Genomic DNA, 21,688 nt, shown 5'->3' with positions numbered 1-21,688 from the left:
ATGATGGAAGTAAGAAACGTCACGAAAACTTATGGTGGAACAGCTGTTGTCAACAATGTAAGCCTCCCGATTGAAGATGGGAAGTTAACTGCTTGTATTGGACCCAATGGGGCAGGGAAAAGCACGCTGCTTGAGATGGTCAGCCGTATGATACCTCAAGACACTGGTGATATTTATCTCGATGGGAATGAAGTCAGATCCTGGAAAAAAGGTGAGTTTGCCAAGCGGTTATCTGTTCTAAAACAGACAAATCAGATGACAGTCAGACTAACAGTCAGAGAACTTGTTTCTTTTGGACGCTTTCCCTATACAAAAGGGCGGTTGAACAACAATTGCCATGCCGTAATTGACAGTTCATTGAACTACTTAGGACTTTCAGAACTGCAGAACCGCTACATAAATACACTGTCGGGTGGGCAGCTTCAGCGGGCAATGATTGCAATGGTACTGTGCCAGGATACAGATTACATTCTGCTGGATGAACCATTGAATAATCTTGATATGAGCTTTGGTGTGCAAATGATGCAGACACTTAGACGTCTGGTGGATGAACTTGGAAAAACAGTTGTTACAGTTGTTCATGACATCAATTTCGCTGCGAGTTATGCCGATAATATTGTGGCAATGAAAAATGGTCAGCTCTTTGCTTCCGGACCAGTTGAACAAATGATAACGAAACCAATTCTGGATGACCTCTACAATATGGATGTTGATGTTATTGAAAGGAAAGGAAAGAAATATTGTTTATACTACAAAAATTAAAAAGAAAGAGGGAAGAACAAATGAATAAGACACGTGTATTGAAATGGAGTGCAGTAGGGCTGGCAGTTATGTTGACTGCCTGTGGTGACAGCCAGATTTAAACAGATAATGCAGATACAATAGGAGCATCAGGAATGGGAGAGGAAGTAGAATCTACCGTTGAATCGCCCACTTCAGTTAATATAACCGATGCAGCAGGCAACAGTGTCGATGTACCGACTGATCCTAAGACAATAGCTGTATTCGACAATGGTCAACTGGACAATATCTCTGCTTTAGGTTTAGGTGAACGTGTGGTATTGACGGCTTCGCCTAATTTGCCTGAGCATTTGTCAGATTTTCAGGATATTGATGTTGCTGGAAGCTTCTTTGAAATAGACCTTGAACTGACACATGCTGCAGAACCGGATTTGATTATTGTGGCGGGACGGTCCAGTGCTGCCTATGATGATTTACAGGCTATCGCACCGACGATTGATTTGACCAATGATGCAACAGACTACTTTGCTTCTATCGAAAATAACCTGAAGCGACTTGGTGCGATTTTTGAGTTGGAAGCAGAAGTTGAGGGAATAATTGACGAGCTGAGCATTGAATTAGAGGAATTGAATGAACAAGCCGATTCATCTGACTTGGCCACTCTGATGGCGATGTACAACGAAGGATCACTTTCAGCTTACGGACCCGGCTCACGATTTGGTGTAGTCCACGATGCTTTCGGTTTTCAGGCAGTAGACGAGGGTGTAGAAGAAGCCAATCACGGGATGGAAGTTTCCTATGAATATATTCTCGAGATGAATCCAGATATACTGTTTGTTATTGACAGAACGGCGGCTATAGGAGGAGATACCTCTTCCGCTCCTTTGGAGGAGAACCCCATCATTCAGGAGACTACAGCCTATCAGGAAGGCCAGATCACCTATTTATCACCAGCAGCCTGGTACTTGGCCGAAGGTGGAGTGGGTACATTCCGTATTATGATGGAAGAAGTTGCTCAAGTTTTAAAATAAAGTAAATCAATATATAGTGAAGGAGATAGGGCTGGTGATTACCGTTTATCTTGTCTCCTTTTTTGATAAACTAAAAGAGTAAAACAATAGCAGAAGTAAAGTTAATGGCATATGTAGACTTAACTATTCTACTGTTTATTTAGTATCCTGATTAAAATAGAAGGAAAGAAGGTAAGTGACATGAAAAGTGAAAAAGAAAAGATGCAGGCAGGAGAAATGTACAGCCCGTCGGATCCTGAACTGGTCAAGGACAGGCTCGAGGGACACACTAAAGCGCAGCAGTTTAACCGGGCAGATACGGATAGAGACAGAGCTGACATCATCAAAGAATTATTTGGATCCACAGGACAAACTGTACATGTCGAACCCACCGTTCGAGTTGATTATGGTTACAATATTCATGTGGGAGATAATTTCTACGCCAATTTTAATTGTGTCTTTCTGGATGTCTGTCCGATTAAAATTGGAAAAAACGCCATGCTTGGTCCGGGAGTCAGCCTGGTCACGCCGGAGCACCCTCTACACCCGGATGAAAGAAATTCAGGTCTGGAATTCGGTCGCCCAATCACCATCGGCGACAACTGCTGGATGGGTACCAATGCAACAGTTGTAGGGGGCGTAACATTAGGAGATAATGTTGTTGTCGCAGCCGGCTCTGTCGTAACCCAATCATTTTCAGATAATGTCGTTTTAGCAGGGGTGCCTGCCAAAGTCATTAAAACGATTGATTTATAAGCGGTTACTTTGTTATTAATGCTGGTAGCATATCCTTAGACTTTTAGCGGTGTATTAGCTATGATGTGTATATAGCACTCTTTATTATTAAGAAGAAACTAATTAATAATAAAGAAAATAATGAATGGAAGGTGAAGCACATGATAGAACTGTTTACGTTTCCAACAGAAGAGGTTTTAAAGGAATACGAGGTAGTTGTTTCTCTCTCGTTAAACTCTGAATCAAATTCGTTTGATGTAGAATCAAATAAAATTCAATTCCAAAATTTACTAAAAGAAGCAAAAGTTAAATTATGCGATGAATTTGATGAAAAATTCTGTGATTCATTACTAAATAAAGTGAAAGACTTAAGAGATAATACTGATTTCTGGAGAAAAGCCAGTCAGAGTGTAGTCATTTATATTACACCTGAGGACGTTTTCTATTATAGATTAAGTGTACCGATTGCCAGTGGAACAGTTGTAGCGGAAAAAGCTTATGTTCTGCCGCTGATTTCTAACTTCCAGTATGTCAGCTATTATCACCTGCTGGCGTTGAATCACGATAAATTCTCACTATTTAATGGTCGAGGAACAACGATTCAGGAAGTGGACTTGCCTGAAGACGCACCGGACACACTGACTAAAGCACTAGGAGATGAACTGACTGGTGGAGAACTGAACGTTGGTTCATACAACGGTGGTGATGGGAACAGCGGAGGCGTTTTCCATGGTCATAATGAGAAGAGTCACGAAGTTGAAATTGATCAGGTGAATTACTTCCGATTAGTTGATAATTTTATCTTTGAGAATTTCTCTAAACCCACTGAACTGCCTTTAGTATTATTTACACTACCAGAAAACGCTTCTGATTTTGAAAAATTAAGCAAGAATCCTCATCTGGATGAAACGAGAGTAGAGGCGTCACCATCTCAGCTGTCATTTAATGATATACAGGCACATACAAGTGAAGTTGTCGATGAAATTATCAATCGTCGCTATAAAGACCTTGTGGACAAGTTTAATGAAACCAAACCTGAATTTCGTCTGGAAGCGCAGTACAATGATCTGGCTATGGCCAGTATTCAAGGTAAGATTGATACCCTCTTGCTTGAAGATCATTTCCAGGTTCACGGCACCATTGATGAAAATGGCCAGCACAAAGCAGGCACTGAAACTAAGCACTATGTGAATCAGCTTGTTCATAATGTGCTGAAGACTAACGGAAAAGTATTTGTACTGGAAAAAGCCAGCATGCCTTCAGATACAGGTGTTGCGGCGCTCTTAAGATTCTAATAAATAACGGAGAACCGGCTGCTCAAAGCAGTCGGTTCTTTTGATGTCAATTTGTTTAGGGCTGATGATTAGCTTAAGCAAATGATAAACGCACAAACAGTCAGTCTCATTAAAGTCCGAATGCCAGATAATAGCAAGAATGTATTGACATGTTGGAGAGAAAAAGCTATACTAGAAGTTGTGTAAAATACCGCAGCGGAAAGTGGTAACCGCGTCAACAGTTTCTTGCCATTGTCTAAATGAGCGCAATTGTGTAACCAGCGGCTGCAAGTGGTGAAGATTGAAAAGGAACTGCACGTATTACTGAGCTTTCACACGTTATTTTACTCCATAATCGGCTGTATTAAGCAGCTGGTAACTATTATAAATGGAGGAATTTTATTATGGCACGTTATACTGGACCATCATGGAAAAAATCAAGACGATTAGGCATTTCATTAACCGGAAGCGGAAAAGAATTGGCTCGTCGCCCATACGCACCTGGTCAACACGGCCCTACTGGACGTATCAAATTATCTGAATACGGACTACAATTAAAAGAGAAACAAAAACTACGCTTCATGTACGGATTAAATGAGCGTCAGTTCTTTAACCTATACAACAAAGCTGGTAAAATTCGTGAAGGTAAGCACGGTGTTAACTTCATGGTATTACTTGAGCAGCGTTTGGATAACGTAGTTTACCGACTAGGACTTGCGACAACTCGTCGTCAAGCTCGTCAACTAGTAAACCACGGTCACATTACTGTGAACGGCAAGCGCGTTGACATTCCATCATTCCACGTATCAGTTGGAGATGTAGTGGGCGTTCGTGAAAAATCAAGAAACATGAAAATTATCAAAGAGTCAGTAGAATCATTATTTGGTCGTCCTGATTTCGTTACATTTGATGACGAAAAACTTGAAGGGTCATTGACACGTTTACCATTACGTGAAGAAATGCCTGCTGAAATTGATGAAGCATTCGTTGTTGAATACTACAACAGATAATCATTAAAAGCATAACAGTAAAAAATCCGTTATCTCATAGAGATAGCGGATTTTTTGTCTGTAAATTCGTATGTGTATGCTTTCTGTAGATACTAAGACTGGTTTAGTGATATGCACTAGTATCGGATAACTCCAGCAGGATAGAGCAGAATCCTTCCAGGATTTCCCTGTCACCTTCACTGAAGCGGTCTTTTACAGGTGCATCAATGTCCAGAACGCCTATCTTCACACCATTCTTTACTAACGGAACAACTATTTCAGAGCGGCTGGCAGCGTCACAGGCAATATGGCCAGGAAAATCATGAACATCAGCAACAATAAGGGAATCACCCGATTCATAAGCTGCGCCACAGACCCCTTTTCCGTTGTCAATTCGAATGCAGGCTACTTTTCCCTGAAAAGGGCCCAAAACCAGATTGTTATGGTCCTGATCAAAGAGGTAAAATCCTGCCCAGTTAATTGTCTCGAGTTGTTCGAACAGCAAGGCTGAGGCATTACTCATATTGGCGATGAAATTTGATTCATCTGATATAATGGCTTTCAATTGCTTATTTAGTAAGTTTAATTTATCAGATTGCATGAAATAATCCTTTCTAGAATAAATATTTTGATAATTTGCTTGCTAGTATAACATAATCGAATTAAGTTTGATATACTGTATAGGAGTGTTCAGCTTAAAATTGTTTGAAACCAGTTGGAGGGAAAACTATGACCAGTCAAGTTGTCATAACGTTAGCCATCATAGTGCTAGCGATTAGTATCTATTTTGGTACATATTATATAAAAAAGAAACATTATAATGAAATTGATGAGATAGACAAGGAGAAGAAAAAAATTCAAACGTCTCTGCCCGTGACAAAAGCTAAAAAACTTGGGAAAATGTCAATTACCGGCCAGTCCAGAATTTTAGCCGATCAGACTGTGAATAAAATTAATGAAATTGAGGCAGCAGCTTTACCTGAAATCGAATCCTTGCTTTTTGAGGCAGAAGAGTCAACAGACCGATACCGTTTCAAGCAAGCGACTGACAAACAGGATAAGGCTAAAGATGCGCTGAAATTTATCAATGAGACACTTGATCAGACCATACTGACAATTGATGAATTGCTTCAGAGAGAAGAAGCCAATTTGAAAAAAATTGATTCCATCAAAAAACGGTATCACAAACTCAGAAAAGAACTGCTGGCCAGTAGTTTTTCATTTGGAGAATCAATTGATAGTCTGGAAGACAAGCTTGGAGAAATTGAAAGTGACTTTACGTCATTTTCTGACTTAACAGCATCTGGTGACCATGAAGAAGCGAAAAAAGTAGTCAATAGACTAGAAAAAGAAATGGACCAGATGGAAAAGCTGATGTCAAAAATACCCGAGTATCATTCAACTATCAAGAAGGACTACCTGACGCAGCTGGAAGAAATAAAGGAAGGCTACCAGACATTAACCAGTCAGGATTATGTCTTCCCAGACACCTTTGAATTTGATGATGAAGTCAGTTTGTTGATTGACCAGATTGAACAACTGAAAGAAGCCTTAAAACAGCTTGATCTTGCTTCTGCAGATAACATGACCGTTGTGATTGAAACTCAAATAGACAAGCTTTACGATAGCATGGAAACTGAAATTGAAGCAAAAGCTGAAACAAGCAGGCTGCAGCAGCAGCTTCGTAAAATTGTTCTGTATTTGCAGAATCAGGAGAAAGAGCTTGGCTTTGAAATTGACCGTATCAGTCAAAGTTACAAATTGTATCAGAATGAAGAGCAGGACTACAAAAAAATTCAATCTTCAATAGCTCAGGTGAAAAGCATAGTCCAAACTGTAGAAAGTGATCTTTCCAATAACGTACTTGCTTATTCCGATGCCAGTCAGTCTCTTGATACTGCGTTTACTCAGGCTGAGGAATTGTCAGCCGCTCTTCAGTCACTATCAGAGACACTGCATTCTTACCGCAGTAAGGAAAAAGAGATAAAAAGCGATATAGACGAAATGGAGCTGGCTTTGAGAGAAATGAAGCGCTACGTTGAAACCAAGCATCTGCCAGGTCTCCCGAAAGACTATCTGCAGTTTTTCTTTTATACTACCGATCACTTGGAAACACTAGCTAAAGAACTGACTCGACCAAAACTGGATTTTGAGGAAGTTCTGACCCTGCACGAGATGTGTGAAGAAGATATTGAAAAGCTGGCAGATCGCACTGACGAACTGGTCGATCATGCACTCTTAACGGAAGTAACGAGTCAACGCCTATATAGACACCGCGAAGAACACCCAGAGGTAATTGAAACGATAAGATACAGTGAAAATCTGTTTCTGGAAGATTTTGATTATGATACCTCTCTTAAGATGGTTAGAGAAAAATTGGAGTCTATTGAACCGGGTGCCTATCAGGAAGTACTGAGTCACTATCAGAAAGAAAAAACCTATACTGTATAACAGCGAAAAGTCAGTCTGAGAACTGGCTTTTTTCGCGGTTTAAAGATAGAACGTAACTTAAGTTGAATCCTTTAACTATTTTGATATAATAGATAAAGTTTGAACTGAGCAGGTTTAGAAAGGAATAAGTATGATATATTTTGATAATTCAGCAACTACAGAAGTCAACAGCCAAGTACTCGAGTCTTTCTTAGCCGCGAGCAAGTCCTATTATGGGAACCCTTCGAGTTTACATTCCCTTGGAGAAGAAACGAACCATCTGTTAAAACAAGCCAGAAAGCAAATAGCCTCTCTGTTAAAAGTGACTGAGGAAGAAATCTACTTTACCAGTGGGGGGACAGAAGGTGACAACTGGGCGATTAAAGGAACTGCCATTGAAAAAAAGAGTTACGGCAGACATATGATAACTTCTGCCATCGAACACCCGGCTGTCATGAACTCGATGAAACAATTGGAGAGTCTTGGCTGGCAAGTAACGTATCTGCCGGTTGACGAGACGGGTCAAATCAATGTTGAGGATTTAAAAAAGGCCATCAGAAAAGAGACTGTCCTTGTTTCTGTGATGGCTGTCAATAATGAAACAGGCAGTGTCCTTCCCATAGAAGAAATTTCAGCGGTGCTGAAAGACTATCCTTCCATCCACTTCCATGTCGACGCTGTGCAGGCAATCGGAAAAATTGACTTGAACCTTAAAAATTCAAGAATTGATATGGCTGTTTTTTCAGGACACAAATTCCACGCTCCTAAAGGAACAGGGTTTATTTATCTCAAAAAAGGGAGAAAACTGGCTCCCCTAATGAGCGGTGGCGGTCAGGAGAGCGGTAAAAGAAGCGGAACCGAAAATGTACCCGGAAATGTGGCGTTGGCCAAGGCGTTGAGGCTGATTCTTGAAAACAGTCATGAAAAACAAAGGCAGATGCTGGCTTGCAAGACAGCCATTTCTGATTTTCTGAAAACGAAAGAAAAGGTTCAAGTATTTACTCCGGATAAAAGTGCCCCTCATATTATCTGCTTTGGCGTTTCTGGTATAAAGGGAGAAATAGTCGTCCATGCTCTTGAGCAAAAAGGGATTATTGTTTCTACAACTAGTGCCTGTTCCAGTAAAAGAAAGCTGAAACAGCCCTCAGTACGCGATATGGGCTATACGAAAGACGAAGCTGAATCGGCTGTTAGAATTAGTATCAGCCATGAGAATACATTAAGTGAAGTAGAAGAATTCAAGAGAGAGTTTGACACTATTTATAATCAGTTAAGAGAAATAGATTAAGGAGAACAGCATGCAAATTTCAGAAATTCTAGTTCGGTACGGAGAATTATCCACAAAAGGAAAGAATAGAAAGTATTTTATAAAAAAGCTGCAGAGAAATACACGCAGAAAGCTGAAAAGATATTCGACATTAAAAATTGTTGCCAATAGAGACCGTCTGCATATTACTTTGAACGAAGAAGATCCAGAAAGTGTAATGGAAGAATTGAAAGACATTTTCGGTATTCAGAATTTTTCGCCTGTGGTTAAGGTGGATAAATCAGTTGAAGAAGCGAAAAAAGCAGTCATACATTTAGTCGGTAATCATTTTAAAGAAAACATGACATTCAAAATTACGACGCGACGAGCAGATCATAATTTTGAGTATGACACGAATGAACTTAACAGAATATTAGGAGCAGAAGTAGAGAAGACCTTTCAGCCCGTTTCCGTTAAGATGAAGCAGCCCGATCTCAATGTACGAGTGGAAGTTCGTCTGGATGGCATCTTCATTTCGGTTGATACCCTATTAGGAGCAGGCGGCTTACCAATAGGTACGGCTGGGAAAGGGATGCTTATGCTGTCTGGAGGGATTGATTCTCCAGTAGCTGGCTACCTCTCGATGAAACGCGGTGTGGAAATTGAAGCCGTTCACTTTCACAGTCCGCCATATACGAGCCCTAAGGCCCTTCAAAAAGCGAAAGATTTGACAGCTAAACTGGCTCGTTATACAGATGAAATCAAATTTATAGAAGTACCCTTCACCGAAATTCAGGAAGCCATCAAAAAACATGTCCCGGAAAGCTATTCTATGACCATCACCCGGAGAATGATGTTAAGACTGACTGACCGGATTAGGGCTGACAGAAATGGATTGGCAATAATGAATGGAGAATCCCTTGGGCAAGTAGCTTCTCAGACACTCGAAAGTATGATGGCGATAAATGAGGTAACAGCGGTTCCCGTCCTAAGACCTCTCATCTCGATGGATAAAAATGATATCATATCAATTGCTCAGGAAATCGATACATTCGAGCTGGCAATTCAACCATACGAAGACTGCTGTACGGTATTTGCTCCATCCAAGCCCAAAACTAAACCTAAACTTAAGAAAGTGCGCGAGCTGGAAGAAGATCTTGATATAAACACACTGGTAGACAATGCCTTAGCTGGAATTGTAATCAGTTCAATTACTCAAAAGGATTCATCTGAAGCCCTTAATAACTCGGAGTTCCAGTCCTTGTTTTAAAGTTAATAGTTGCAAAGTCTCACGTTGAAAAGTACACTAGAGATAACTTAAAGGAAAGAAGGGAATAGTATGGACGTAACACTCAAAGGTGAACAATTCCAAACGAACGGTCAACCCCCTCAAGTAGGAGAAGAGGCTCCTTCTTTTAGTGCGCTGGACTTGAATGGTGAGACGGTTAAATTATCTGATTATACAGGCGATGTGGTTATTTTAAGCACATTTCCTGATATAGAAACGAGTACGTGTTCCAGACAGACAGACACATTCAACGAAAAAGCTAAAGAATTGAAAAATACGAAAATTATCTCACTGTCTGCAAATACAGTGGATCAGCAGAAACAATGGTGTGAGTCGAAAGTTATGGCTTCCGAACTCCTGCATGATGAAGACCGTAGTTTTTCTAAAGAATACGGCCTGTACATTGAAGACTTGGACAAGATAGCTCGTGCGGTATTTGTCTTGAACCGGAATGGACAAATTGTCTATAGAGAAATTGTCAAAGAGATGTCTAATAACCCAGATTTTGAATCTGCTCTGTCAGCTGCACGGCATGAAGAGGCTGAACTGAATTAATTTAACTGAATAATAAATAAAACGAGTTAGGACCAAAAGGAGTACTTGGCATATAATTATCTAAGAGAATGGGTGTGGTTGGTGTGAATCCCTGATAATTTAACCGAGGAAGTAGTTTGGGAAAAACTGTCTTGGGGAAATAGAGTACTTGAGACCGGAAGAACAGACCGTTAACACTGTTACTGAGAGGCTGCGCTTGTTTATTAGAGTGCAGTAAAATAGGTGGTACCGCGAAGCATTCGTCCTAACATATAGGAGGAGTGCTTTTTTTTTAGAAAAATTTAATGAGGTGTAAACCATGGAAAATACTGAAATGTCAACTAAATACAACCCTATACAAGTTGAACAAAACAAATACGATAACTGGCTTGAAAAAGACTTGTTCAAACCTAACCCGAATGGGACTGAGCCTTATTCAGTCGTCATTCCTCCTCCCAACGTAACCGGCCGTCTTCACCTTGGGCATGCCTGGGATACCACGCTGCAAGATATTATCATTCGTCAAAAACGCATGCAGGGCTACGATACCCTATGGTTGCCAGGGATGGATCATGCGGGAATCGCGACCCAGGCGAAAGTTGAAGAGAAACTGGCTCAGGAAGGTATTTCCCGTCATGATTTAGGTCGGGAGAAGTTTCTTGAAAAAGTGTGGGACTGGAAAGAGGAATACGCAGAAAATATTCGAAGTCAGTGGGCCAAAGTCGGCCTGTCTGTCGATTACTCCAGAGAACGATTTACACTGGATGAAGGTCTGAATAAAGCAGTCAACAAGGTTTTCGTTGACTTATACAATAAAGGCCTCATTTACCGCGGAGAGTATATCATTAACTGGGATCCCAAAGCTCAAACAGCCCTGTCTGATATTGAGGTTGACCATAAGGATATAAATGGTGCATTTTATCACATCTCCTACCCAATTGTTGACGGAGAGGGATCCGTTGAGCTGGCAACCACACGTCCGGAAACGATGCTGGGGGATACCGCTGTTGCCGTTCATCCGGACGACGAACGATACCAGCATTTAATCGGGAAGAAAGTGCTTCTTCCGGTAGTTAACCGTGAACTGGAAGTCGTCGCTGATGACTATGTCGATATGGAATTCGGAACAGGTGTCGTAAAAATTACACCGGCTCATGATCCGAATGACTTTGAGATTGGGAAACGCCATAATCTTGAACAGCTGAATGTTATGAATAATGATGGCAGCATGAATCAGCACGCTGGAAAATACGAAGGTATGGACCGTTTTAAAGCCAGAAAAGCACTTGTGGCTGATTTAAAAGAACAAGGCTACCTTATTAAGATTGAAGAAATGACTCACAGTGTCGGCCATTCAGAACGAACAGGAGTTATCGTTGAACCGAGATTGTCTACCCAGTGGTTTGTAAAAATGGGCCCTCTCTCAGAGCAGGCACTGGATCATCAGAAGACAGATGATAAAGTTAATTTTGTGCCGGAACGATTTGAGAAGACCTATCATAATTGGATGGAAAATGTCCATGACTGGGTTATATCCAGACAGCTCTGGTGGGGACACCGCATACCTGCCTGGTATCACAAAGAAACAGGCGAACTGTATGTGGGTGAAACAGCTCCATCCGATGATGAAAACTGGGAGCAGGATGCAGATGTCCTGGACACCTGGTTCAGTTCTGCATTGTGGCCGTTTTCCACAATGGGCTGGCCGGATACGGACAATGCTGACTTCCAGAAGTACTTCCCGACAAGCACACTGGTTACCGGTTATGACATCATCTTCTTCTGGGTCAGCCGTATGATATTCCAGAGCCTGGAGTTTACAGGCAAAGCACCATTTAAAAATGTACTGATTCACGGACTGATTAGAGATGAACAGGGACGTAAAATGAGTAAGTCGCTGGGTAACGGGATTGATCCGATGGAAGTTATTGACCAGTATGGGGCAGATGCGCTGAGATGGTTCTTGTCTAACGGGTCGGCACCAGGTCAGGATGTCCGCTTCAGCTATGAGAAAATGGACGCTTCCTGGAACTTCATCAACAAAATCTGGAATGCCAGCCGTTATGTAATAATGAACCTGGGCGACTTTTCAATAGAAGATATCGATTTGAATTTGGAGAAGTCTATCGCAGATAAATGGATTTTAGCCCGATTAAATGAAACGGTAGCTCAGGTCACCGAACTGTTCGAAAAATTTGAATTTGGTGAAGCTGGAAGACAACTCTACCGCTTTATCTGGGATGACTACTGTGACTGGTATATCGAAATGAGTAAAGAACAGCTGACACAGGGAACAGACAGTCAGAAGCAGTCAACGAAATCTGTACTGGTCCATGTACTTGACCAGACCTTAAAGCTTCTCCACCCTATCATGCCATTCGTGACTGAAGAAATATGGGAGCATATCCCTCACGAAGGTGATTCGCTGGTAACCGCTGCTTATCCAGTTGTCAATTCAGACTTTAGAGATGAGGAAGCAGTCAGCAACATGGAGATGTTGATTGAAGTCATCCGTTCGGTCAGAACGATTCGTTCGGAAGCCAACCGTCCGTTATCCAAGACGATTGATTTACTGATTAAGGCAAAATCAGATAAGGAGAAGGTCTTCCTTATTGAAAACCAATCATATATTTCACGCTTCTGTAACCCGGAACAGCTGACTATCGAAACAGACATTAATGCACCTGATGAGGTTAAGACTGCCGTCGTTAAAGGGGCTGAGATTTTCATTCCTCTGGCTGGTCTAGTAGATATTGGTGAAGAAATTGAGCGACTTAAGAAAGAAGAAGAAAAATGGCTCAATGAAATTAATCGTGTAGAGAAAAAGCTGTCCAATGAAAAATTTGTGGCGAATGCACCGGATGCGATTGTAGAAGAAGAGCGTCAAAAAGGAAAGCAGTACCAGGAGAATTATCAGTCTGTTAAAAATCAGTTGGAAAAAATGAGCAAACTGAAAGAGGGTTAAGAGTGACTAAGCTAGTTATTTTTGATATGGATGGTCTCATGTTTGATACGGAACCTCTTTATTTCAAAGCGAATATGAAGACCGCAGAAAAAGTGGGAATCCCGTTTGATTATACTTTCTACAAGCAGTTTATAGGGTCGAGCGATCAGGACTTTTTCGATGCGATGTATCGCCAGTTTGATGAGGAGAAAGTAACGCAATTCATTGCGGAAAGTGGCAGGGATTTGAAAGAAGCCCTGTTCGCTTCTGCTCCCGTATTGAAAAAAGGGCTTACCGACTTGCTCACTTATATTAATGAAGAAGGGTATAAAGCGGTTGTGGCATCTAGTTCGGAAAGAGCAATCGTCAGGCAGCTGCTTGAAAATGCCGGCATTCATAAGTTCTTTAACGGAATAGTAGGTGGGGATGAAGTGAAGCATTCTAAACCTGATCCGGAAATATTTATAAAAGCAAAAGAATTGGCAGGAGAAGATACCAGTGATGTGCTTGTCCTTGAAGATTCACTCAATGGCATAAAAGCAGCCAATGCAGCGGGCTTTCCGGTAGTAATGGTTCCTGACTTGATAGAACCGGATGATAATGTAAGGGAACTTACATTAGATGTCTGCCATGATCTTCATGAAGTTCTTAGAAAAATAAAAAGTGAGAAATTAATTTAATGGGTAATGTATAGAAGGGGGAGACACTTGTCTTCCTCTTTATTCTATTTTCAGGAGGATACTATGCATACTCAAAAATTCATAGAAGTACCCACTCAATCACGACCAAGAGAACGCCTTGCGGAATTTGGACCGTCAGCTTTGGCTAATCATGAACTGTTAGCCATCATGCTTCGAACAGGTACAAAAGATTATAATGTCATCCAGTTAAGCATGCAGGTTTTTTCGCATTTTGATGACTTGTTCATGCTGAAGAATGCCTCGATGGAAGAACTGATGGCTCTTCCCGGCATAGGAAAGACGAAAGCGATTGAACTACTGGCTTCAATTGAATTAGGCAAGCGCATGGCTCGAACGCCTCTTCTCAAAGAGGGAACGGTCACGTCTAGTCAATTTGCTGGTAAATTGCTGATGAACGAATTGCAGGGCTTGCATCAGGAAATAGTGGTGGGACTGTTTCTGAACACTAAAAACGAAATCATCAAAAAAGAAACGATATTTATTGGATCGCTTAATTCAAGTGTCGCACATCCAAGAGAAATTTACCGTGCAGCTATAAAGTATTCCTCTGCGCGTATCATCATTGCGCATAACCATCCCTCAGGAAATCCGGAACCGTCAGAAGCTGACTTGTCCTTCACCAGACGCATGAGTGAAGCGGGAAAACTTATAGGAATTGAACTGCTGGATCACTTTATTATTGGAGAGGATTCTTTTGTGAGTCTTAAAGAATTGGGAAAACTTGAATAATTCCTGTTATATTGGATTATATAAACTTTTTCATTATATAGCTTGCAATTATGAATTTTCCGTGATACTATGTAATTAGCATTTTGTTAGGGAAAGAAAAAAGTAATGTGTAACAACATTCCGATTCGTACCTATAGCAATAATGTGAAATAATATGTGCACAAGGCACGAGGAGGAAATGTAAGATGGAAAACGGTACAGTAAAATGGTTTAACGCAGAAAAAGGATTTGGATTTATCGAGCGCGAAGGTGCTGACGACGTATTTGTACACTTCTCAGCTATTAACGAAGAAGGATTCAAATCATTAGAAGAAGGACAAGCTGTAACTTTCGATATCGAAGAAGGCGCACGCGGACCTCAAGCTGCTAACGTAGAAAAAGCTTAATTAACTTTAATTTTAAATTTTCAACCGAGTAAGCCTAATCGCTTACTCGGTTTTTTAATGTCTAAAAATCATGTAACGAATCGTTTCAAATATTAAAATTAAAATAAAGTAAAAGCAAGGTAGTGCATATTGTGCCGTAAAAAGGTACAATAGTATAATGAATACAAGACTATTCAATTTTAAAAGGTTATAAGATTGGTTCAACATTCGAAAGGAGATTTTCTTAGTGTTTTGGTTTAGAAAAAAAGGGATTGGTATTGATTTAGGTACAGCAAATACTAATGTATATTTAGAAGGTAAAGGTATCGTTCTTGGGGAGCCATCAGTGGTTGCTAAAGACAAGCAGACGGATGAGGTAGTGGCCGTAGGTGAAGATGCACAAAAAATGATTGGTCGAACACCCGGCAGTATTGTGGCTATTCGTCCAATGAAAGATGGCGTGATAGCTGACTTTGATACGACATCTGCAATGATGGAATATTTCATCAAAAAATCTGTGGGCAAGCGTTCAACCAAGCCTAATGTGGTCGTTTGTGTACCCGGAGGCGGGACTGAAGTTGAAAAGCGTGCGATACTGGATGCTGCACGAATGGCAGGAGCGAGAGAAGCCTATCTGATTGAAGAACCATTCGCAGCTGCTATCGGTGCCGGCTTGCCGGTTAATGAGCCGACAGGTAGCATGATAGTGGATATTGGTGGCGGAACGACAGATGTAGCGACTATTTCTTTAGGTGGAATTGTCAGCAGCCGTACGATTAAAATGGCAGGCGATCAGATGGATCAATCCATTATTCACTATATTAGAAACAAGTATAATCTGTTAATCGGTGAACGCACCGCAGAAGCTGTTAAAATGCAGCTGGGTAGTGCATCAATAGAAGCGGCAGAAACAATGGAAAGCATGGATATTCGAGGAAGAGATTTACTGACAGGTTTGCCTAAAACTATCTCGATTCCAGCTGTTGATGTAGCAGAAGCCATTAGAGAAGTAATCGACGGCATTATTATTGCGGTGAAGGCAACACTGGAAGATACATCACCTGAGATATCAGCAGATGTTATTGACAGAGGTATAGTGCTTACTGGTGGGGGCGCACTTTTAAATAATTTAAGTGACGTCATTGCTAATGAGACGGAAGTACCGGTTTTTGTTGCAAGCAATCCGCTTGATTGTGTAGCCATCGGTACCGGCGAAGCTTTGAACCACATGGATTTGTATAAAAAACAATCACGATAAAGTAAGAGCGGGGAGGCTAACTTCCCGCTTATTTATTGAGTATACGCTTAAAAAATAGTCAGAATAATGTTGATTAATAGACTAAACTACCTCTACGATTGATTCTGGATGTGTGGTAAAATAAGCAAAGTTAAATTATAAGAGGTGTCTTAATTGAACCAGTTTTTTACAAATAAAAAAATGATTATTCTGCTGATTAGTGTCATTGTGTTTGTGTCTCTTCTTTCGCTGTCGCTACGAACAGGTAGCTCAACACCGTTCCTGCAGCAGGCGTCAAATGACATAACAGCAGTAATGGGACGTGCTTTTTCAGGTCCGGCAAATACGGTAACCAATGTATTTGAATCCGTTAATAATCTGCAGAATACGTATGAAGAAAACCAGCGCTTAAAAGTGGAAATCGATAAATTATATGAACGACAGGCTGAAATAAATGTACTGAGAGATGAGAATTTTCGTCTGGGAGAAGAACTGGAACTTCAGAATTCTTTAACAGATTTTCAGACTATTTCCGGCACAGTAATTTCAAGAAACCCTGACAACTGGGTAGATCAGATTGTTGTAGACAGAGGGAGTCAGGACGGGGTAGCCGTTGGGATGCCTGTTATGGCAGGAAACGGTCTGATAGGCAGAATTTCTGAGGTCAATCCTACCAGTTCTAAAATAGTACTTCTGACAAACATTGAGCAGACAGCCAATCAGGTTTCATCAGAGATTGTTCTCGAAGAAGAAATTATCTACGGACTCATTAGTGGGTATGATTCTTCAAACGACCGACTCGTCATGTCTCAAATTACATCTACGCTCGAAATTAGTGAAGGTGAACTCATTACGACATCAGGGCTTGGTGGCATGATTCCTAGGGGGTTAGTCATCGGTGAGGTAGAAGAGGTCAGTATGGATGCTCATGGTCTGGCTCAGCAGGTTTATGTTAGACCGGCAGCAGATTTTGATAATTTGCGTTACGTTACTATTATTAATAGACTCGCAGAAAGTGGTGAGTAAAAATGGAGCAATGGCGAAGAGTTATTATCCCTATTGTTTTGCTTTTCTTTTTTCTCCTGCTGGACGGGGTAATTGTGTCGCTTTTTTATGACAGTCTGGATATTTCCATTGGCTTCATGACCCCGCGTCTATTTGTCTTGACAGTTATTGTCCTGGCTTTTTTCCTTGAACCCAGACACATGTACATCTTGTCTATCGTATTCGGCTTTATTTATGACAGCTATTATTCCGGTATTTTAGGTATATATATAGCTGCTCTGATGATTATCAGCTATTTCATCATTCAGCTGAGAAATATCCTGGAACCGAATTATCTGACGATTGTACTGGTTGCTGTCATTATGCTGACACTGCTGGAATTTCTGATATTTGGAATATACCGCGTAATCGATTTGACATCATTCAGCACTCAGGAGTTTATAGCCATGCGTCTCTCAGCTTCTCTGCTATTCAATACAATAGCGATAGTAGTATTAGCTTTACCGCTGAAGTACAGTGTTAAGCTAACAACACTTAAATCGAAAGAAAAGTCAGCGCAGTCTAAGTCGCGTGCAACGTACAGATAATTTATAGGGGTGAACAGATGAACAAGGCAGTCACTTTAAAGGGGAGAAAAGAAGGGTTTCAGCTAATCATTGATGCGCAGGCAGCGATGGAAACAGTTTTTGAAGAAATTGAAGAGCTGAAACGGCAACTCAAGAACGATACCAAGGCCGATCATGTATTGAAGTTTTTCATTCTGACAGGAAACCGAGTACTGACCGAAGATGAACAGCATAAAACTAAAGCGATATTGGAAGATGAATTTTTTAAAGTCGTTTCCTTTGAAGCGGATGTTATTACACTGTCAGAAGCACGTCGAAGGCATGAACAGTCTCGGCCTCGGATGGAAGTCAGAACAGTAAGAAGCGGACAAATTATCGAAGCTGAAGGAGACTTGCTCCTTATTGGAGAAGTACATCCTGGAGGCATGGTCAGAGCCACAGGCAGCATCTTTATCATTGGAGAATTAAAAGGCATTGCTCATGCAGGATTTTCAGGAAAAGAAAGTGCTGTAGTCGTAGCCAATTTCCGTTATAATTCTCAGGTTAGAGTCGGTGGAAATGTTCACGTAGTGGATGAAAAAGAAGAATCTCAGTTTAATCAGTCAGATACTATAGAATTTGTATATGTAAACGACTTACATATTATTGAAGTATCTCCTTTGCATGATTTAAAAAGGATTCGACCAGAAATAGCTAAAGACTCAGGAGGTATATTTTAATGGGAAAAGCAATTGTAGTGACATCGGGTAAAGGTGGAGTAGGAAAAACAACGTCTACCGCTAATATTGGTACAGCATTGGCACTTCAAGGTAAAAAAGTGTGTCTGATGGATATGGATATTGGCCTTCGTAACCTGGATGTTATCTTAGGACTTGAGAACAGAATTATTTATGATGTGATTGATGTCGTGGAAGGCAGAGCGAAACTGCACCAGGCTATCATCAAAGACAAGCGTTTCAACGATCAGCTGTTCCTGTTGCCGGCTGCCCAGCATGCGGATAAGAATGCCATCAACGAACAACAAATGATTGATCTCGTCGGAGAACTAAAAGAAGATTACGATTATGTGCTGATTGACTGTCCGGCTGGTATCGAACAGGGCTTTAAAAACTCCATTGCAGCTGCAGATGATGCCATACTGGTAACCACTCCGGAAATTTCAGCTATCCGTGACGCTGACCGTATAATTGGTTTGATTGAACAGACACCGATTGTAGCGCCTAGATTGATTATTAACCGAATCCGTAAATCAATGATGCAGCAGGGAGATGTGATGGATATTGATGAAATCACTCGCCACTTGTCAATTGATTTACTGGGGATTGTCTTTGAAGATGATGAAGTTGTTCGTTCATCTAATAGAGGGAATCCGGTCGTACTGGATCCAAACCATGTTTCTTCACAAGGCTACCGTAATATTGCCAGAAGAATATTAGGGGAAAACGTTCCTCTCATGACAGTCAAGGAAGAAAAAGTTCCTTTATGGAAGAAATTATTTAGAAGAAAAAATTGACTCTGCAGGCTAGATTTGGTATGATACTAATGTTGTATTTGTGCCGCACCACAGCTGCAACCGCTCGTAAATAAGTTTTGAAGCGCCTTACGGCCACTTATAACGGCGAGTCTAAGTGCAAGAATAAAATAGTTGCTATTTTATTCAAAATTTAAAGGAGGTGCAACAAGTATGTATGCAATCATCAAAACAGGTGGTAAACAGTTTAGAGTTGAAGAAGGTCAAGATATCTTTGTTGAGAAATTAGACGGCGAAGCAGGCGATACAGTAACATTTGGAGAAGTATTGTTTGTTGGTGGAGACAACACAGTTGTCGGCAGCCCGTTCATCGATGGAGCTTCTGTTGAAGCGGTAATCGAGAAACAAGGCCGTGCTAAAAAAGTAACGACTTACAAATACCGTCGTAGAAAAGACTCTCACACTAAAAAAGGTCACCGTCAGCCGTATACAAAAGTTTCAATCAAATCAATTAAAACTAACTAATCTATGTAAGGAAGAGATGCTCTGATGATCGACATTCGCTTCAGTTTTGATAAAGAAACGATCATTTCAGTTGAGATGTCAGGACATGCTGAATCTGGAGCGTATGGACAGGATATTGTCTGTGCTGCTGTTTCAGCATTGAGTATAGGAACGGTCAATTCTCTTATTGAATTAGCCGGTATTCCTCTTGATGTAGTTTCAGCTGATGAACAGGGCGGCTACTTAAAGTTCTCTTTACCGGACCAATTAGATTACAAGCAGATGGAAACAGCTCAAATACTTTTATCCAGTTTGCATCTTTCCTTGAAACAGACGGAAGAAGAATATGGAGAGTATTTACAGATTAATTCCTCACACAGGAAATGATGGAGGTGCAATAACAATGTTGAAAATGAATTTACAATTCTTTGCTACTAAAAAAGGTGGAGGATCAACATCCAACGGACGTGATTCTCAATCCAAGCGTTTAGGTGCTAAACGTGGCGATGGCCAAGTTGTAACAGGTGGATCTATTTTATTCCGTCAAAGAGGAACAAAAATTTATCCAGGTGAAAACGTTGGACGCGGAGGAGACGACACTTTATACGCAAAAGTTGATGGTGTTGTACGTTTCGAACGTAAAGGGAAAAACAAAAAGCAAGTTTCAGTTTACCCTGTAGCTAACTAATTTCATAAGAAAAAAGGAATCAGAACCTTAAGTGATGATTCCTTTTTTATTTCTCTGATAAAATGACAGGGTGTCATTTTATAGCCGTCACTTAGTCGTTAATCTTGTGAATAGTCGGTGAATAGGTTAAAATAGGAAGGAAAGCTTACGAAGCAAAGTGACACAGATATTGCCAGTAAGCTCATCTTTAAAATGAAAGGGTTAGTTCTTTGGAGACATCGCATGCGGAAAAACTCTATAATGTCCTGCTTGAATCTTCAATGCTGATAAAAAAAGATCTGGATTCGACTTTTCTTGAAGCATTGATTGAATCAGGGGAGAATATTCTGGATAAGGGTAACATAAATATCGAAAACGGTCTGCCGACTCAGAGCACACAGGCTGAATTGAGAAAACTGTATGAGTCAGTTGATTTGGCTTCATTCAGTCTCGATGAGAAAAAACAGGCTATACAGCTCATACTTATAAAGGCTGTTAAAGAAGATATGCTGCAGCCCAATCATCAGCCTACACCAGACGCTATTGGTCTGCTGATGAGTTATCTCGCAGAACTGTTTGTCGATTTTTCAAAACCGGCTCACATAGCTGATTTGTCCATTGGCACAGGTAATTTGTTATATACATTTTATTCCTACTTATCTAGACAAAAGGGTGAAGTGAAACACAGCTTTACAGGTGTGGAGAATGACGAGCTGCTTATATCGCTTACCAGCACGTTATCGGCCTTACTAGATATTCCAGTAGAGCTGCTGCACCAGGATGCTTTACAGCCTCTCTTAATCAACCCGATTGATATTATCCTGTCAGATTTACCTGTGGGGTATTATCCAGTACCTCTTCAAGAGGGTACATTTAATACGGCTGTACAAGAGGGCTATTCCTATAGTCATTTTCTACTGATAGAACAAGGACTGAAATACTTGAAAGATGCGGGACTGGCCTTTTACTTGCTACCGACCCAGACATTTGAATCGGAAGAAGTGAAAACCCTTCTGGCACATATTAATACTGTAGGCTATGTACAGGGCATTATTCATCTACCGAATGAATGGTTCAAGAATGAGCAGTCAAGAAAATCCATTCTCGTTTTACAGAAAAAGGGAGCCGAAAGTAAACAGGCTCAAGAAGTACTCGTTGCCACGTCTCCGAGTCTATCGGACAGGGAAGCGTTCCAGAATTTCTTAATGGAAATTAAAAGCTGGAAAGAAGAACAAGAGATTTAAATTTTTAA

At 40.8% G+C, this 21,688-nt stretch carries 23 protein-coding genes and 2 other annotated features; of the genes, 22 read left to right on the top strand and 1 reads right to left on the bottom strand.

The features are described from left to right. The 5 genes from ACYVLS_RS05405 to rpsD all read left to right on the top strand — a co-directional run bounded on the left by ACYVLS_RS05405 (window position 1) and on the right by rpsD (window position 4,770). Window positions 1-762 carry an iron ABC transporter ATP-binding protein gene (locus ACYVLS_RS05405; protein ID WP_460322115.1) on the top strand — a complete coding sequence of 254 codons (762 nt, stop codon included), beginning with the start codon at window positions 1-3 and terminating at the stop codon, window positions 760-762. A gap of 134 nt (window positions 763-896) precedes the next feature. Then, entirely contained in the window at window positions 897-1,772 is an 876-nt protein-coding gene (locus ACYVLS_RS05400) for a siderophore ABC transporter substrate-binding protein (protein WP_460322112.1), read from the top strand. A 180-nt stretch (window positions 1,773-1,952) separates the two neighbouring features. Beyond that, window positions 1,953-2,507 (top strand): sugar O-acetyltransferase, encoded by a 555-nt coding sequence (locus ACYVLS_RS05395; RefSeq protein WP_460322110.1) that lies wholly within the window; start codon window positions 1,953-1,955, stop codon window positions 2,505-2,507. Between the two features lie 140 nt (window positions 2,508-2,647). After that, window positions 2,648-3,781: a baeRF6 domain-containing protein gene (locus ACYVLS_RS05390; protein ID WP_460322107.1), complete on the top strand. Its 1,134-nt coding sequence runs from the start codon at window positions 2,648-2,650 to the stop codon at window positions 3,779-3,781. Between the two features lie 383 nt (window positions 3,782-4,164). Continuing rightward, entirely contained in the window at window positions 4,165-4,770 is a 606-nt protein-coding gene (rpsD, locus tag ACYVLS_RS05385; protein ID WP_460322105.1) for a 30S ribosomal protein S4, read from the top strand. A gap of 103 nt (window positions 4,771-4,873) precedes the next feature. Here rpsD and ACYVLS_RS05380 read toward each other — a convergent pair whose 3' ends face one another. Beyond that, complete coding sequence (locus ACYVLS_RS05380; RefSeq protein ID WP_460322103.1) at window positions 4,874-5,350, bottom strand: GAF domain-containing protein; 477 nt, start codon at window positions 5,348-5,350, stop codon at window positions 4,874-4,876. 128 nt (window positions 5,351-5,478) lie between these two features. Here ACYVLS_RS05380 and ACYVLS_RS05375 point away from each other — a divergent pair, with 128 nt between their 5' ends. The 17 genes from ACYVLS_RS05375 (at window position 5,479) to ACYVLS_RS05295 (ending at window position 21,680) form a co-directional block, all read left to right on the top strand. Further along, complete coding sequence (locus tag ACYVLS_RS05375; protein WP_460322101.1) at window positions 5,479-7,200, top strand: septation ring formation regulator EzrA; 1,722 nt, start codon at window positions 5,479-5,481, stop codon at window positions 7,198-7,200. A gap of 130 nt (window positions 7,201-7,330) precedes the next feature. Further along, complete coding sequence (locus ACYVLS_RS05370) at window positions 7,331-8,467, top strand: cysteine desulfurase family protein (protein WP_460322099.1); 1,137 nt, start codon at window positions 7,331-7,333, stop codon at window positions 8,465-8,467. A gap of 10 nt (window positions 8,468-8,477) precedes the next feature. Then, window positions 8,478-9,695 carry a tRNA uracil 4-sulfurtransferase ThiI gene (gene thiI, locus ACYVLS_RS05365; RefSeq protein ID WP_460322097.1) on the top strand — a complete coding sequence of 406 codons (1,218 nt, stop codon included), beginning with the start codon at window positions 8,478-8,480 and terminating at the stop codon, window positions 9,693-9,695. A 69-nt stretch (window positions 9,696-9,764) separates the two neighbouring features. After that, entirely contained in the window at window positions 9,765-10,268 is a 504-nt protein-coding gene (tpx, locus tag ACYVLS_RS05360; protein WP_460322095.1) for a thiol peroxidase, read from the top strand. 19 nt (window positions 10,269-10,287) lie between these two features. Continuing rightward, window positions 10,288-10,518, top strand: a binding site (T-box leader). Between the two features lie 48 nt (window positions 10,519-10,566). Further along, window positions 10,567-13,212 carry a valine--tRNA ligase gene (locus tag ACYVLS_RS05355; protein ID WP_460322094.1) on the top strand — a complete coding sequence of 882 codons (2,646 nt, stop codon included), beginning with the start codon at window positions 10,567-10,569 and terminating at the stop codon, window positions 13,210-13,212. A 2-nt stretch (window positions 13,213-13,214) separates the two neighbouring features. Then, the gene (locus tag ACYVLS_RS05350; RefSeq protein ID WP_460322091.1) at window positions 13,215-13,871 is read left to right on the top strand and encodes an HAD family hydrolase; all 657 of its coding nucleotides are present in this window, start codon (window positions 13,215-13,217) and stop codon (window positions 13,869-13,871) included. 63 nt (window positions 13,872-13,934) lie between these two features. Further along, window positions 13,935-14,621: a RadC family protein gene (gene radC, locus ACYVLS_RS05345; RefSeq protein ID WP_460322089.1), complete on the top strand. Its 687-nt coding sequence runs from the start codon at window positions 13,935-13,937 to the stop codon at window positions 14,619-14,621. A 185-nt stretch (window positions 14,622-14,806) separates the two neighbouring features. Beyond that, on the top strand, window positions 14,807-15,007 hold the full coding sequence (locus ACYVLS_RS05340; RefSeq protein WP_034302391.1) for a cold-shock protein: 201 nt from the start codon (window positions 14,807-14,809) through the stop codon (window positions 15,005-15,007). Between the two features lie 226 nt (window positions 15,008-15,233). Next, on the top strand, window positions 15,234-16,244 hold the full coding sequence (locus tag ACYVLS_RS05335; protein WP_460322087.1) for a rod shape-determining protein: 1,011 nt from the start codon (window positions 15,234-15,236) through the stop codon (window positions 16,242-16,244). 153 nt (window positions 16,245-16,397) lie between these two features. Next, complete coding sequence (mreC, locus tag ACYVLS_RS05330) at window positions 16,398-17,249, top strand: rod shape-determining protein MreC (protein ID WP_460322085.1); 852 nt, start codon at window positions 16,398-16,400, stop codon at window positions 17,247-17,249. A gap of 2 nt (window positions 17,250-17,251) precedes the next feature. Continuing rightward, the gene (gene mreD / locus ACYVLS_RS05325) at window positions 17,252-17,815 is read left to right on the top strand and encodes a rod shape-determining protein MreD (protein ID WP_460322083.1); all 564 of its coding nucleotides are present in this window, start codon (window positions 17,252-17,254) and stop codon (window positions 17,813-17,815) included. A gap of 17 nt (window positions 17,816-17,832) precedes the next feature. Then, entirely contained in the window at window positions 17,833-18,513 is a 681-nt protein-coding gene (locus ACYVLS_RS05320) for a septum site-determining protein MinC (RefSeq protein WP_460322080.1), read from the top strand. Continuing rightward, window positions 18,513-19,307, top strand: coding sequence for a septum site-determining protein MinD (gene minD, locus ACYVLS_RS05315; RefSeq protein WP_460322077.1), 795 nt, complete (start codon window positions 18,513-18,515; stop codon window positions 19,305-19,307). The genes ACYVLS_RS05320 and minD overlap by 1 nt, the downstream gene beginning before the upstream one ends. A 48-nt stretch (window positions 19,308-19,355) precedes the next feature. Beyond that, window positions 19,356-19,430: a sequence feature (ribosomal protein L21 leader region), on the top strand. Between the two features lie 48 nt (window positions 19,431-19,478). Further along, window positions 19,479-19,790, top strand: coding sequence for a 50S ribosomal protein L21 (rplU, locus tag ACYVLS_RS05310; protein WP_460322075.1), 312 nt, complete (start codon window positions 19,479-19,481; stop codon window positions 19,788-19,790). A gap of 24 nt (window positions 19,791-19,814) precedes the next feature. Further along, window positions 19,815-20,156 (top strand): ribosomal-processing cysteine protease Prp, encoded by a 342-nt coding sequence (locus ACYVLS_RS05305; protein ID WP_460322073.1) that lies wholly within the window; start codon window positions 19,815-19,817, stop codon window positions 20,154-20,156. A gap of 16 nt (window positions 20,157-20,172) precedes the next feature. After that, window positions 20,173-20,457 carry a 50S ribosomal protein L27 gene (rpmA, locus tag ACYVLS_RS05300; RefSeq protein ID WP_091267019.1) on the top strand — a complete coding sequence of 95 codons (285 nt, stop codon included), beginning with the start codon at window positions 20,173-20,175 and terminating at the stop codon, window positions 20,455-20,457. Window positions 20,458-20,666: 209 nt separating this feature from the next. Further along, a complete protein-coding gene (locus ACYVLS_RS05295) occupies window positions 20,667-21,680 on the top strand; it encodes a class I SAM-dependent methyltransferase (RefSeq protein WP_460322070.1) in 1,014 nt (337 codons plus the stop codon). Window positions 21,681-21,688 lie beyond the last annotated feature (8 nt).

This window comes from Alkalibacterium psychrotolerans (assembly GCF_054784355.1).
Note: the sequence above shows the minus strand (reverse complement) of the source record. Positions and strands in the feature narration are given on the sequence as shown.

Bases quoted from the DNA above. Each gene is read 5' to 3' on its own strand.
- ACYVLS_RS05370 (WP_460322099.1), top strand. From the start codon at position 7,331: ATGATATATTTTGATAATTCAGCAACTACAGAAGTCAACAGCCAAGTA.
- minD (WP_460322077.1), top strand. From the start codon at position 18,513: ATGGGAAAAGCAATTGTAGTGACATCGGGTAAAGGTGGAGTAGGAAAA.
- mreD (WP_460322083.1), top strand. From the start codon at position 17,252: ATGGAGCAATGGCGAAGAGTTATTATCCCTATTGTTTTGCTTTTCTTT.
- ACYVLS_RS05405 (WP_460322115.1), top strand. From the start codon at position 1: ATGATGGAAGTAAGAAACGTCACGAAAACTTATGGTGGAACAGCTGTT.
- tpx (WP_460322095.1), top strand. From the start codon at position 9,765: ATGGACGTAACACTCAAAGGTGAACAATTCCAAACGAACGGTCAACCC.
- ACYVLS_RS05395 (WP_460322110.1), top strand. From the start codon at position 1,953: ATGAAAAGTGAAAAAGAAAAGATGCAGGCAGGAGAAATGTACAGCCCG.
- ACYVLS_RS05305 (WP_460322073.1), top strand. From the start codon at position 19,815: ATGATCGACATTCGCTTCAGTTTTGATAAAGAAACGATCATTTCAGTT.
- ACYVLS_RS05375 (WP_460322101.1), top strand. From the start codon at position 5,479: ATGACCAGTCAAGTTGTCATAACGTTAGCCATCATAGTGCTAGCGATT.
- ACYVLS_RS05320 (WP_460322080.1), top strand. From the start codon at position 17,833: ATGAACAAGGCAGTCACTTTAAAGGGGAGAAAAGAAGGGTTTCAGCTA.
- thiI (WP_460322097.1), top strand. From the start codon at position 8,478: ATGCAAATTTCAGAAATTCTAGTTCGGTACGGAGAATTATCCACAAAA.
- ACYVLS_RS05340 (WP_034302391.1), top strand. From the start codon at position 14,807: ATGGAAAACGGTACAGTAAAATGGTTTAACGCAGAAAAAGGATTTGGA.
- rpmA (WP_091267019.1), top strand. From the start codon at position 20,173: ATGTTGAAAATGAATTTACAATTCTTTGCTACTAAAAAAGGTGGAGGA.
- rplU (WP_460322075.1), top strand. From the start codon at position 19,479: ATGTATGCAATCATCAAAACAGGTGGTAAACAGTTTAGAGTTGAAGAA.
- rpsD (WP_460322105.1), top strand. From the start codon at position 4,165: ATGGCACGTTATACTGGACCATCATGGAAAAAATCAAGACGATTAGGC.
- ACYVLS_RS05400 (WP_460322112.1), top strand. From the start codon at position 897: ATGGGAGAGGAAGTAGAATCTACCGTTGAATCGCCCACTTCAGTTAAT.
- ACYVLS_RS05380 (WP_460322103.1), bottom strand. From the start codon at position 5,350: ATGCAATCTGATAAATTAAACTTACTAAATAAGCAATTGAAAGCCATT.
- ACYVLS_RS05390 (WP_460322107.1), top strand. From the start codon at position 2,648: ATGATAGAACTGTTTACGTTTCCAACAGAAGAGGTTTTAAAGGAATAC.
- ACYVLS_RS05355 (WP_460322094.1), top strand. From the start codon at position 10,567: ATGGAAAATACTGAAATGTCAACTAAATACAACCCTATACAAGTTGAA.
- radC (WP_460322089.1), top strand. From the start codon at position 13,935: ATGCATACTCAAAAATTCATAGAAGTACCCACTCAATCACGACCAAGA.